Genomic DNA, 13,004 nt, shown 5'->3' on the forward strand with positions numbered 1-13,004 from the left:
GTAGGACGTCGCCAAGCAACTAAAAACACAAGTCATTTGACTTGTGTTTTTTTGTATTGTTAAAAAGAATGGGAAAGAAGTAAGGGTGATACAAACACGTTGCCCAAGAGTTAATCATATTATATAAAAGATGGGTGTATATTTTTCTGTAAATTGTTAAGGATTAGAAGTATAAAATAGGTTCACTGAAATAGGGAGGGAAGGCTATGAAATTACAAAGTGAAGTTTGTATTGTTTGTGAGACAAAAAGAAAAGAAGGTATATATGTTTATAATAATTTAATATGCTATGAATGTGAAAAGGATATGGTGAATACAGAGACAGATGATCCGAAATATATACATTATTTAAAGCAGCTTCGAAAACTAGAAGTATCATATTTTTAAATAGGCATATGCCTATTATTTTTTTTGTTCTGTATAATAGATAGAGAATGAATAATAAGGAAGAGATGTAGATGAATCAAAATCGTATGCCTTTATATGAGGCGTTAATAGAGTTTAAAGAAAGAGGGCCGTTATCCTTTCATGTTCCAGGTCATAAGAATGGTTTAAACTTCCCTCAGGAGGCAATAAGAGAGTTTAAAGATATTCTATCTATTGATGTAACTGAGTTAGCAGGACTAGATGATTTGCATAGTCCGTTTGAATGTATAGATGAGGCACAACAATTATTGGCTGAAGTTTATAATACAAAGAGGAGCTATTTTTTAATTAATGGTTCAACAGTCGGGAACTTAGCAATGATTTTGTCTTGTTGCGGGGAACATGATATTGTTCTTGTACAAAGAAATTGCCATAAATCAATTATTAATGCTTTAAAACTTGCGGGAGCAAATCCCATTTTTTTAGATCCATGGATTGATGAAGCTTATAACGTACCGGTGGGAGTTCGTAACGAAATTATTAAGAAAGCAATTGAAAAGTATCCAAATGCGAAAGCACTCATTTTAACGCATCCTAATTATTATGGTATGGGTATGGGTATGGATCTAGAGGCAAGCATCGCTTTTGCACATGCACATAAAATCCCTGTTTTGGTAGATGAGGCACATGGGGCACATCTGTGCTTGGGAGAACCATTCCCGAAGTCAGCATTAACATATGGTGCAGATATTGTAGTTCATTCTGCACATAAAACATTACCCGCAATGACAATGGGTTCCTATTTACATATAAATAGTCACTTAGTAGACGAAGAGAAGGTTACTACTTATTTAAGTATGCTACAATCTAGTAGTCCATCGTATCCAATTATGGCTTCCTTGGATATAGCACGCTTTACAATGGCGCGTATAAAAGAAGAAGGTCACAGTGAAATTGTTGAGTTTTTACGAAGATTGAAGGAACAATTACGTTCTATTCCCCAAATCGCCATTTTAGAATATCCGTTGCAAGATGAGTTAAAGGTCACCGTACAAACTCGTTGTCAGTTATCAGGGTACGAATTACAGTCTGTATTTGAAAAGGTCGGTATATATACAGAGATGGCTGATCCGTACAATGTCCTATTTATTTTACCCTTACAAGTAAATGAGGGATATATGAAGGTTATAGAGATGATCCGAGTAGCATTGCAACATTATGAGGTGAAAGACAAGAGGGAATCTATTCGTTATACTTATAAAGGTGAATTCTCTCGTTTACCGTATACGTATAAACAACTAGACGGATATGAAACAAAGATAGTATCTATAAAAGAGGCTGTTGGAATGATAGCGGCGGAAATGGTGATTCCGTATCCACCTGGAATTCCATTGATTATGTATGGAGAGAGAATTACTTCAGAGCATAAAGAGCAAATTATGTATTTAGAGAGAGCAGGAGCTCGTTTTCAAGGTAATACGAAATATATGAAAGTGTATGATATAGAAAGTAGGTTTTAGGATGAAGGGATTATTTGTAACAATTGAGGGCCCAGAAGGTTCAGGTAAAACAACGTTAATTAAAAGCTTATTGCCATATTTTGAAAAAAAAGCACAAAAGGTAATGGCGACAAGGGAACCAGGCGGTATTGCAATTTCTGAGGACATTAGGACGATTTTACATAAACAAGAATATACGATGATGGAAGCACGTACAGAAGCGCTTCTTTATGCTGCTGCGCGCAGACAACATTTAGTAGAAAAAGTTATGCCAGCACTTAATGAGAACTACCTCGTGTTATGTGATCGTTTTATAGATAGCTCTTTAGCATACCAAGGCTATGCAAGAGGATTGGGTATGGATAAGGTATTTGAAATAAATCGTTTCGCAACAGAGGACTGTATGCCTAGTTTAACAATTTATCTAGACATTGAGCCTGAGGTTGGTTTGGCTCGGATTGAAAAAGATGCAGGACGTGAAGTAAATCGACTAGATATGGAAGATATCTCTTTCCATAAACGTGTGCGCGAAGGGTATTTACAAGTTGTAGAACGTTTCTCGGATCGTATTGTATTGGTAAATGCTGATCAGCCGATGGAAAAACTTATAGAAGAAGTTGTTCAGATTATAGAAGATAAATTGTTATAATAGAAGGAAAGAATGAAATAAGTGAGGTATGCATTATGACGAAGACGTGGGAGCAGCTTTCTGCTATACAACCCATCGGTGTAAAAATGTTGATGAATAGCATTGCAAAAGAGCGTATATCCCACGCTTACTTGTTAGAGGGAGGGAAAGGGACAGGAAAGTTTGCGACAGCAATTCAAATGGCAAAGAGTTTCCTCTGTTCTGAGCGGAATGGGGTAGAGCCCTGCCATGTATGTACAAACTGTAAGCGAATTGATTCAGGTAACCACCCTAACTTACATATTGTAAAACCAGACGGATTATCTATTAAAAAGCAGCAAATTCATGATTTACAAGAAGAGTTTTCAAAAACAGGATTAGAGGCAAATAAAAAATTATATATTATTGAGCACGCAGATCGTATGACAGCAAATGCGGCAAATACACTTTTGAAATTTTTAGAAGAACCAAGTAGTGATACAACTGCTATTTTACTTACTGAACAAAGTCATCAAATTTTAAATACGATTTTATCTCGTTGCCAAGTTGTTACGTTTAGACCGTTACCTACGGAATCTTTAATTAGAAGATTACAGGATGAAGGGATTACAGCATCTTTATCGACACTTGCTGCTCAACTTACAAATAGTTTTGATGAAGCTTTAGCTTTATGTAGTGATGAATGGTTTGCACAAGCACGAGCTTTAGTGATAAAATTATGTGAAGCGCTCGAAAAAGATAAAACCTCTATTTTTTTTGTACAAGAAAAATGGGGAAAACACTTTGGAGAGAAAGAACAATTACAGCAAGGTTTAGATATGTTACTCCTTATTTATAAGGATTTATTATATGTTCAACTTGGAGAAGAAGATCGTCTTGTTTTTCATGATCAGAAAGAGATGTTTGAATCGTTTTCCTATGCTCAGAAGCGCATTGTATCAGCTCTCTTTAATATATTAGAGGCAAAAAATAGAATCAACGCTAATGTAAATGCGCAGCTTGTGTTCGAACAGTTAGTGTTGCGGTTGCAGGAGGGATGACCGTTTTGTATGATGTAGTAGGTGTTCGCTTTAAGAAGGCCGGAAAGGTATATTACTTTGATCCAAACCAGTTCGATATCTCTGAAAATGAGTTTGTCATTGTAGAAACGGTAAGAGGTATTGAATACGGAAAAGTAGTTATTACCAAAAAACAAGTTGATGAAAACGACGTTGTATTACCGCTAAAAAAGGTTATTCGTATTGCAAATGAAAATGATCGTACCATTGTTGAAGAGAACAAACATGCTGCCAAAGAAGCATATCAAGTCTGTCAACAAAAGGTAGTAGAGCATAATCTTGATATGAAACTTGTAGATGTAGAGTATACATTCGATCGTAATAAGATTATTTTCTATTTTACTGCGGATGGTCGGATCGATTTCCGCGAACTAGTGAAGGACTTAGCCGCAATTTTTAGAACAAGAATTGAACTAAGACAAATTGGTGTTCGTGATGAAGCGAAGATGCTAGGTGGTATTGGTCCATGTGGTCGTATGCTTTGTTGTTCTACTTTTTTAGGGGATTTTGAACCTGTATCCATTAAAATGGCAAAGGATCAAAATTTATCATTAAATCCTGCAAAAATCTCTGGTTTATGTGGTCGCTTAATGTGTTGCTTAAAATATGAGAATGATGAATATGAGGCAGCAAAGGAACAACTTCCTGATTTAGATCAACGTATACAAACCCCGCATGGTACTGGCCGTGTTATCGGATTAAATATTTTAGAAAGATTAATTCAAGTGGAACTAGTAGACAAGGAACGGATAGTAGAATATACGTTAGATGAGTTAGTGAATAAAGGGGTCGTTTCGAGTCAAACCACAGATTAATGAGGTGGGTGCTTGTGGAGAAAAAAGATATTTTTGAATCGGTTTCTAGTATGGAAGAGCAAATTGGACATTTATATAAACAGTTGGGAGAGTTAAAACAGCATCTTGCAGAGTTGTTGGAAGAAAACCAGCATATAAAAATGGAAAATAACAATTTGCGACACCGTTTTGAAGAAGTGCAGAATAAAGAAAAACAAAAAACTCAAAAACGTAAAGAAGTGAAGCCGAAAACAGATATTGGTGAAGGCTATGACAATTTAGCGAGACTGTATCAAGAAGGTTTTCATATTTGCAATCTACATTATGGAAGTGTACGTAAAGAGGGAGATTGTTTATTCTGTCTGTCATTCTTAAATAAAAAGTGAAATTACCTTTCCAATTATAATTGGAAAGGTAATTTTTTATACATGAAATAGGGTAGGTTAAGGGTAAGAAAAGGAGCAGTATATGAATTTATATGAAGATGAACGTTTAGATTACTTATTAGCACAAGACATGAAGATTATACAAAGCCCATCAGTATTTAATTTTTCTTTAGATGCCGTTTTACTTGCAGATTTTGCATGGGTACCAATTCAAAAGGGGAATTTACTTGATTTGTGTACAGGTAACGCGGTTGTTCCCCTTCTATTAAGTACAAGAACAAAAGGAAATATTACTGGGGTGGAAATTCAAGAACGCTTATATGATATGGGAGTAAGAAGTGTTCAATACAATGGGTTGGAGGAAAGAATTCACCTCATACATGGAGATTTGAAAGATATGCCAGAGAAACTTGGGCGTCATCAATATGATGTTGTTACATGTAATCCACCATATTTTCAAACACCTCAAACTTCAGAGAAAAATATGAATGAACATTTAGCGATAGCTCGTCATGAAATTATGTGTACATTAGAAGATGTTGTATCTGTAAGTAGTCAGTTAGTAAAACAAGGTGGGAAAGTAGCGTTTGTACATCGTCCAGGGCGATTACTAGACATTGTCACATTAATGCGTAAATATAAAATTGAACCAAAGCGCGTGCAATTTGTTTATCCTAAGGTTGGAAAAGAAGCAAATACATTGTTAATTGAAGGAATTAAGGATGGAAATGCAGATTTGAAAATTTTACCGCCTCTCGTTGTATATGAGAACAATAACGAATATACAAAGGAGCTACGTTCGATTTTATATGGAGAAGAATAAGCACTTTTTTTATGTGGTAGAGTGCTCTGATGGAAGTTATTATGCTGGATATACAAACCATATAGAAAAGAGAATTCAGACTCATAATAGCGGCAAAGGGGCTAAGTATACACGCGTCAGGCTTCCTGTTGTTTTAAAATATGTAGAGACCCACGATGATAAGCGTACAGCTATGCAAGCGGAGTATTACTTTAAGCAATTAACGAGAAAACAAAAAGAGGCATATATGCAAAAAGGAGAACGCTATGTGGCAACAAAAAAGCTTTCAACAAAATGAAAAGGGAGTTTTATATTTAGTACCAACTCCTATTGGAAATCTAGAAGATATGACATTTCGTGCAATCCGAATTTTAAAAGAAGTTGATTTAATTGCTGCTGAAGATACGAGACAAACGAAAAAACTTTGTAATTATTTTGAAATTGAAACACCTGTTACGAGTTATCATGAGCACAATAAAGAAGTAAGTGGGAAGAAACTATTAGAGAAATTAGAGGATGGAAAGAATGTAGCACTTGTTAGCGACGCTGGTATGCCGTGTATTTCTGATCCAGGTTACGATATTGTCGTTGAGGCAGTAGCTGAGCAATATCATGTAATTCCGCTTCCTGGAGCAAATGCAGCCCTTACAGCATTAATTGCATCCGGTCTTGAAACAAAGCAGTTTTATTTCTATGGTTTCTTGCAGAGAAACAAAAAGGAACGAAAGATGGAGTTAGAAAAGCTTCGTTATGTACAAACTACAATGATGTTTTATGAAGCGCCTCATCGTTTAGACGATACTTTAATTTCGATGCAGGAAGTGTTGGGAAATAGAGAGATTGTATTATGTCGAGAGTTAACTAAAAAATTTGAGGAATTTATTCGAGGGACAATCGAAGAAGCAATTGAGTGGACGAAGCAAAATGAAGTACGTGGTGAGTTTTGTATTTTAGTAGCTGGTTCAACAGAAGAACCTGCTCCAGAAGAACAATGGTGGGAATCTCTTTCGGTATATGATCATATTGAATATTATATAAATGAAAAAAGTATGAATTCAAAAGAAGCGATTAAAACAGTCGCTAAAGATCGAGATTTGTCGAAAAGAGATGTATATCAAATCTATCATGTCGATAAAAAATAAGCTTCTCATAATTGAGAAGCTTATTTTGCTGTTTCGATATAATCTTGAAGTTCGTTTAAGATTTGCTCAGCGCCTTCTTTGCTTAAGATGATTTTACCTTCAGCTAAAGAAAGGTTACCGTCAGATACTTCACCAGTTACTTGGCAAGTCATGTTTGGTTTATATTTCTTTAAGATGATTTTTTCGTCATCAACATAGATTTCAAGAGCGTCCTTTTCTGCAATACCTAAAGTACGGCGTAATTCGATTGGAATTACTACACGACCTAATTCATCAACTTTACGAACAATACCAGTAGATTTCATAATTTTTTTCCTCCTAAATAAATAGTTTATAAGTTTCGAGTCTATTTTTAGATTCGTCATTTTTCGACAAAATACCCTATGGACATATGATACCAATCATTTACATTTCCGTCAATTCTTAAATTCTATATTTTTTAAAAAGATTTATAGATTTCTTATTTCTTATATATAATAGATTGAGAGGAAATTCCACAATTATTTACATTATTTTCTGAAAAAATAATAAATTAAAAGTGGAGATTGTATATTTTTGTGAAATATGAGCAATAGATGATAAAGATATCGAGCATTAAGACCTAAATTTAAAATTAGGTTGGCGTAAAGAAGATAAGTTAGATTTGGGCTGCTCGTAAAAGCCCAATTAATGTGGGCTAATAATTAGTGGGGAGGAACAAAAACCCTACTGATTAAAGTTTCACTTTATATATGAGTTTTTGATATACTGTTTATAAATACATATGAGGTTATTCGGGAGGTCCAAAACAATGACAGAGGAAAATAAGTCCTTTTATATTACTACCCCAATTTATTATCCAAGTGGAAAATTACACATTGGACATGCTTATACGACAGTAGCAGGAGATGCGATGGCACGATATAAGCGTATGCAAGGTTATAATGTGCATTATTTAACAGGAACTGATGAGCATGGACAGAAGATCCAAAAGAAAGCAGAAGAGTTAAATATTACGCCACAGGCATATGTTGATAACATTGTTGCAGGAATTAAAGAGCTTTGGGAGAAGATGGATATTTCTTATGATGATTTTATTCGTACAACTGAAGATCGTCATAAAGATGTTGTCGAAAAAATCTTTAAGCAATTAGTAGATCAAGGTGACATTTATCTTGATGAATATGAAGGTTGGTATTCTGTACAAGATGAGACGTTCTATACAGAGCATCAATTAGTAGATCCAATTATGGAAGGCGACAAAGTAGTTGGAGGAAAAAGCCCAGATAGTGGTCATGATGTAGAACTTGTTCGTGAAGAATCTTATTTCTTTAGAATGGGTAAATATGTCGACAGACTATTAAAGTTCTATGAAGATAATCCACATTTCATTCAGCCGGAGTCTCGTAAAAATGAAATGATTAATAATTTTATTAAACCAGGATTAGAAGATTTAGCGGTTTCTCGTACTTCATTTGACTGGGGAGTTCGTGTTCCTGGTAACCCAAAACATGTTATTTACGTATGGGTTGACGCATTATCTAACTATATTACGGCGTTAGGTTATGGAACAGCAAATGAAGAGAAATATAAAAAATTCTGGCCTGCAGATGTGCATTTAGTTGGGAAAGAAATTGTTCGTTTCCATACAATTTATTGGCCGATAATTTTAATGGCATTAGATTTACCTCTTCCGAAGAAAGTCTTTGCTCATGGCTGGATTTTAATGAAGGATGGAAAGATGAGTAAGTCAAAAGGAAACGTAGTAGATCCAGTTACATTAATCGATCGTTACGGATTAGATGCATTACGTTATTACCTACTTCGTGAAGTTCCATTTGGATCTGATGGTGTATTCACACCAGAAGGATTTGTGGAGCGTATTAATTTCGACTTAGCAAATGACTTAGGTAATTTATTAAATCGTACAGTAGCTATGATTGATAAGTATTTTAACGGAGAAATCCCTGCATTTAAAGAAAATGTGACGGAATTTGATGAAACGTTAGTAGCGTTTGCACAAGATACTTTGAAAAAAGTAGAAGAAGCAATGGAGAATATGGAGTTCTCTGTAGCGTTAGGATCTATTTGGCAACTAGTTAGTCGTACGAATAAATATATTGATGAAACACAACCATGGGTATTAGCAAAAGATGAGAATGATCGTGAAAAGTTAGCTTCTGTAATGGCTCATTTAGCAGAAGTACTTCGTCAAACAGGTATTATGCTTATGCCATTCTTAACAGTAGCACCAAGCAAGATGTTTGCTCAGCTTGGCCTTACTGATGAAGCTCATAAATCTTGGGAAAGTCTATCTACAATTGGCTGCATTCCAGCTGGAACAAAAGTAGAAAAAGGAAACCCAATTTTCCCTCGTTTAGAAATGGAAGTGGAAGTAGAGTACATTAAAGAACAAATGAAAAGCTCTGCTCCTAAAGTAGAAGAGAAAAAAGAAGAAGAACCGAAGGCAGAAGAAATTACAATTGATGATTTCTTTAAAGTAGAATTACGCGTAGCTGAAGTACTATCTGCTGAACCTGTGAAAAAAGCAGACAAGTTGTTAAAAATTCAACTAGACTTAGGCACAGAAAAGCGTCAAGTTGTTTCTGGAATTGCAAAATTCTATTCGCCGGAAGACTTAAAAGGTAAAAAGGTTATTTGTGTAACAAACTTAAAACCTGTAAAATTACGCGGTGAATTATCGCAAGGTATGATTTTAGCGGGTGAAGAGAATGGCGTATTGTCATTAGCATCAATTGACCAAAATCTACCAAATGGTACAAAAATCAAGTAATTAAGACAAAAAAAGAGATGTTTCACGTGTAACATGTGTGAAGCGTCTTTTTTCTTTTTACACTCTCTATTTTTGCATTAAGATTGTAGTATTGTTATCGTTAAGTTATTAAAGAACTTATTTTTGTAGAATAAACTTGATTTCAATATAAAAGGAGTTATGTATTATGTTGTTTGATACACATTCACATTTGAATGCAGAGCAATTCGAAGAAGATTTGCAAGAGGTTATTGCCCGAATGAAAGAAGCGGGAGTTACTTATACAGTTGTTGTTGGTTTTGATGAAGTAACGATAAAAAAGGCGATGGAATTAGCTGAAGCCTATGATTTTATTTACGCTGCGGTTGGCTGGCATCCAGTTGATGCAATCGACATGACAGAAGAACATTTAGCTTGGTTAGAAGAACTTGCTTCTCATCCTAAAGTCGTTGCACTTGGAGAAATGGGCTTAGATTATCACTGGGATAAGTCCCCAAAAGAAATACAGAAAGAAGTATTTCGTAAACAAATTGCATTAGCGAAAAAAGTAAATTTGCCGATTATTATACATAACCGCGATGCAACTCAAGATATTGTCGATATTCTAGAAGAAGAGAATGCAGCTGAAGTAGGAGGCATTATGCATTGCTTTAGCGGTAGCGTAGAAGTAGCAGAGCGATGTGTTGATATGAACTTTTTAATTTCGTTAGGTGGACCAGTTACATTTAAAAACGCTAAGAAACCGAAAGAAGTTGCTACGGAGATTCCATTAGAGAAATTGTTAATAGAGACGGATTGTCCCTATTTAACGCCGCATCCATTTCGCGGGAAACGAAATGAACCGAGTTATGTAAAACTCGTAGCAGAAGAAATTGCGAATTTAAAAGGAATTTCTTATGAGGAAGTAGCAGAAATGACAACTAAAAATGCAAAAGTTTTATTTGGTGTTGAATAAAAAGAACGGGGGAAACCTGTTCTTTTTTATTTTGAGAAAAACTAGTAGAAGTAATGAAGAAAATAAATGTGAATGATGAAGTGTTACAATAAGGACAGGGAACAAAGATTTTTCTATTCTATTTTTTAAAATATAAGAATGGGGAAAATAATAATGGAAAAGTCGTCATTTTTTTGTTTTACTAAGTAGAGACGAAATGAGTGTGGAGGCAAGCATGAAAATAAAAGAGATTATCGTTGTAGAAGGTAAAGATGATACAGTTGCGATTAAGCGTGCTGTTGATGCGGATACAATTGAAACGAACGGTTCAGCAATCGGTGATCATGTTATTGAGCAAGTTAAATTAGCGCAGCAAAAAAGGGGCGTTATTATTTTCACAGATCCGGATTATCCTGGAGAGCGTATTCGAAAAATTATTTCTGACAAGGTTCCTGGCTGTAAGCATGCTTTTTTACCGAAGGAAGAAGCGCTTGCTAAAAGGAAAAAGGGTGTTGGGATTGAACATGCTTCTAATGAGTCGATTCGCCGTGCTCTAGAGAATATACATGAAGAAATGGAAGCTTACACAAGTGAAATTAGTTGGAGTGATTTAGTCGATGCAGGCTTAGTGGGCGGAGAAATGGCAAAGAGCCGCAGAGAAAGAATGGGTAAGCTATTAAAGATTGGTTATACAAATGCAAAACAGTTACATAAACGATTACAGATGTTTCAAGTTTCAAAGGAATCATTTGCAGAAGCTTATAAGCAAGTAATACAGGAGGAAAAAAAATGAAGGATATCGCAACGCCAAATCGTACAAAAGACATTGTTGAAAAGTATGGATTTTCATTCAAAAAAAGTTTAGGACAAAACTTTTTAATTGATACAAATGTATTAAATCGTATTGTCGATCATGCAGAAATTGGTTCAGAAAGTGGTGCAATTGAAATTGGACCAGGTATTGGTGCATTAACAGAGCAATTAGCGAAGCGTGCTAAAAAAGTAGTGGCTTTTGAAATTGATCAAAGACTATTACCAATTTTAGATGAGACGTTAGCGCCATATGGTAATGTTACAGTTATTAATAAAGACGTACTAAAAGCAGATGTACATGAAGTATTTAATGAGCAATTTGAAGAAGGGCAAGATGTAATGGTAGTAGCTAACTTACCGTACTATATTACAACGCCAATTTTATTTAAATTGCTTGAAGAAAAGTTACCAGTTCGTGGATTTGTTGTTATGATGCAAAAAGAAGTTGGAGATCGTTTAGCTGCTAAACCTGGAACGAAAGAGTATGGTTCTTTATCGATTGCCATTCAGTACTATACAGAGGTTGAAACAGTTATGACTGTACCACGTACAGTGTTTGTACCACAGCCAAACGTTGATTCTGCAATTATCCGCCTTCTAAAGCGTCCTAAACCGGTTGTAGAGGTGACAGATGAAACGTTTTTCTTTGAAGTAGTACGAGCAAGTTTCGCACAGCGCCGTAAAACTTTAATGAATAATTTATCAAATAATTTAAATGGTTTCCCGAAAGATAAGGAGTTATTGGATCGAATTTTAACAGAAGTAGGAATTGATCCAAAGCGAAGAGGCGAAACGCTATCTATTGAAGAGTTTGCAACATTAAGTAATGCATTAGTTCTTCATAAATTATCATAAGAATATGAAAGGGACAGTTCAAGTTGAACTGTCCCTTTTGTCACCTTTCGCTCTCTAAATTCATACTTTAAAAACAGGTAAGATGGCCTAATGAGTTTGGAGGTAGGAGAATGGTTTTACATGTTGGAGAATTAGTGGAACGATATTCTCATAAGAGGGATATTCTTTTTCGTATTATAGAAATAAAAGGCGAGATAGCTATATTGTTTGGAGAGGAAATTAGACTGGTGGCGGATGCGCCACTTGAAGATTTAATTAGTATAGATCAAAGAGAACATAAAAAAAGGGTGAAGCGTGAGAAAGAAACAATGGAGCGCACGTATCGTTTGTTTCAACAAGATTATGTACTGATGAAACAAAGGCATGAACATACTTCAACTGGTGGATACACAAGTGAGGTAAATTATTTTCAAATGCCGGGACGTGTATTGCATATAGATGGAGACCCTTTATATTTGCGCAAGTGCTTAGATTTATATAATAAAATTGGCGTTCCTGTTCAAGGTATTCATTGTAAAGAAACGGAGATGCATGAAAAAGTAGTAGACTTAATAGATCACTTTCGCCCAGACATTCTCGTTATTACAGGGCATGATGCATATACAAAATCAAAAGGAGTGAAGGGAGATTTAGCGGCATATAGGCATTCAAGGCATTTTGTACAGGCTGTTCGTGAAGTGCGAAAAAAATATCCATCATTGGATCAACTTGTTATTTTTGCTGGGGCATGTCAATCACATTTTGAGGCACTAATTCGTGCAGGGGCCAATTTCGCTAGTTCACCATCTAGAATTAATATTCATGCACTAGATCCTGTATATGTAGTTGGTAAAATTAGTTTTACTTCATTTATGGAGAGAGTCAATGTATGGGATGTCGTACGTAATACAATTACTGGTGAAAAGGGACTAGGTGGAATTGAAACGAGAGGGATTTTACGAACGGGATTACCTTTTCAACATTACGAAGAGTAAGC

General features: G+C 35.3%; 15 protein-coding genes. 14 read left to right on the forward strand and 1 reads right to left on the reverse strand.

Translation table 11 applies throughout. The features are described 5' to 3' along the window. The first annotated feature begins 206 nt into the window (after positions 1-206). The 9 genes from ABWK52_RS07535 to rsmI all read left to right on the forward strand — a co-directional run bounded on the left by ABWK52_RS07535 (position 207) and on the right by rsmI (position 6,674). Positions 207-386 carry a sigma factor G inhibitor Gin gene (locus ABWK52_RS07535; RefSeq protein WP_000776279.1) on the forward strand — a complete coding sequence of 60 codons (180 nt, stop codon included), beginning with the start codon at positions 207-209 and terminating at the stop codon, positions 384-386. A gap of 71 nt (positions 387-457) precedes the next feature. Continuing rightward, positions 458-1,885 carry an aminotransferase class I/II-fold pyridoxal phosphate-dependent enzyme gene (locus ABWK52_RS07540; protein ID WP_098542416.1) on the forward strand — a complete coding sequence of 476 codons (1,428 nt, stop codon included), beginning with the start codon at positions 458-460 and terminating at the stop codon, positions 1,883-1,885. A 1-nt stretch (position 1,886) separates the two neighbouring features. After that, entirely contained in the window at positions 1,887-2,513 is a 627-nt protein-coding gene (gene tmk, locus ABWK52_RS07545; RefSeq protein ID WP_000677214.1) for a dTMP kinase, read from the forward strand. 35 nt (positions 2,514-2,548) lie between these two features. Then, the gene (gene holB / locus ABWK52_RS07550; protein ID WP_000169563.1) at positions 2,549-3,532 is read left to right on the forward strand and encodes a DNA polymerase III subunit delta'; all 984 of its coding nucleotides are present in this window, start codon (positions 2,549-2,551) and stop codon (positions 3,530-3,532) included. A gap of 5 nt (positions 3,533-3,537) precedes the next feature. Further along, positions 3,538-4,365, forward strand: coding sequence for a PSP1 domain-containing protein (locus tag ABWK52_RS07555; RefSeq protein ID WP_000272429.1), 828 nt, complete (start codon positions 3,538-3,540; stop codon positions 4,363-4,365). Positions 4,366-4,379: 14 nt separating this feature from the next. Continuing rightward, complete coding sequence (yabA, locus tag ABWK52_RS07560) at positions 4,380-4,730, forward strand: DNA replication initiation control protein YabA (RefSeq protein ID WP_000412063.1); 351 nt, start codon at positions 4,380-4,382, stop codon at positions 4,728-4,730. 82 nt (positions 4,731-4,812) lie between these two features. After that, positions 4,813-5,553 carry a tRNA1(Val) (adenine(37)-N6)-methyltransferase gene (locus tag ABWK52_RS07565; RefSeq protein WP_001055367.1) on the forward strand — a complete coding sequence of 247 codons (741 nt, stop codon included), beginning with the start codon at positions 4,813-4,815 and terminating at the stop codon, positions 5,551-5,553. Beyond that, the gene (locus ABWK52_RS07570) at positions 5,540-5,830 is read left to right on the forward strand and encodes a GIY-YIG nuclease family protein (protein ID WP_000414350.1); all 291 of its coding nucleotides are present in this window, start codon (positions 5,540-5,542) and stop codon (positions 5,828-5,830) included. The genes ABWK52_RS07565 and ABWK52_RS07570 overlap by 14 nt, the downstream gene beginning before the upstream one ends. Then, positions 5,799-6,674, forward strand: coding sequence for a 16S rRNA (cytidine(1402)-2'-O)-methyltransferase (rsmI, locus tag ABWK52_RS07575; RefSeq protein ID WP_000267821.1), 876 nt, complete (start codon positions 5,799-5,801; stop codon positions 6,672-6,674). Before ABWK52_RS07570 ends, rsmI begins: the two co-directional genes overlap by 32 nt. Positions 6,675-6,694: 20 nt before the next feature. Here rsmI and ABWK52_RS07580 read toward each other — a convergent pair whose 3' ends face one another. Continuing rightward, positions 6,695-6,979, reverse strand: coding sequence for an AbrB/MazE/SpoVT family DNA-binding domain-containing protein (locus ABWK52_RS07580; protein WP_000843036.1), 285 nt, complete (start codon positions 6,977-6,979; stop codon positions 6,695-6,697). A gap of 485 nt (positions 6,980-7,464) precedes the next feature. On the opposite strand from ABWK52_RS07580, the gene metG reads away from it, so the two are divergent. The 5 genes from metG to yabG all read left to right on the forward strand — a co-directional run bounded on the left by metG (position 7,465) and on the right by yabG (position 13,002). After that, positions 7,465-9,447, forward strand: a complete 1,983-nt coding sequence (gene metG / locus ABWK52_RS07585; protein ID WP_000134135.1) for a methionine--tRNA ligase — start codon at positions 7,465-7,467, stop codon at positions 9,445-9,447. 166 nt (positions 9,448-9,613) lie between these two features. Further along, positions 9,614-10,381, forward strand: coding sequence for a TatD family hydrolase (locus ABWK52_RS07590; RefSeq protein WP_000895843.1), 768 nt, complete (start codon positions 9,614-9,616; stop codon positions 10,379-10,381). A 214-nt stretch (positions 10,382-10,595) separates the two neighbouring features. Then, positions 10,596-11,153 carry a ribonuclease M5 gene (gene rnmV, locus ABWK52_RS07595; RefSeq protein ID WP_000692835.1) on the forward strand — a complete coding sequence of 186 codons (558 nt, stop codon included), beginning with the start codon at positions 10,596-10,598 and terminating at the stop codon, positions 11,151-11,153. Beyond that, positions 11,150-12,028, forward strand: coding sequence for a 16S rRNA (adenine(1518)-N(6)/adenine(1519)-N(6))-dimethyltransferase RsmA (gene rsmA / locus ABWK52_RS07600; protein ID WP_000651548.1), 879 nt, complete (start codon positions 11,150-11,152; stop codon positions 12,026-12,028). The genes rnmV and rsmA overlap by 4 nt, the downstream gene beginning before the upstream one ends. A gap of 110 nt (positions 12,029-12,138) precedes the next feature. Beyond that, the gene (gene yabG / locus ABWK52_RS07605; RefSeq protein WP_000242868.1) at positions 12,139-13,002 is read left to right on the forward strand and encodes a sporulation peptidase YabG; all 864 of its coding nucleotides are present in this window, start codon (positions 12,139-12,141) and stop codon (positions 13,000-13,002) included. Positions 13,003-13,004: the final 2 nt, after the last annotated feature.

The organism is Bacillus sp. AP50 (genome assembly GCF_040492675.1).
GTDB lineage: Bacteria > Bacillota > Bacilli > Bacillales > Bacillaceae_G > Bacillus_A > Bacillus_A cereus.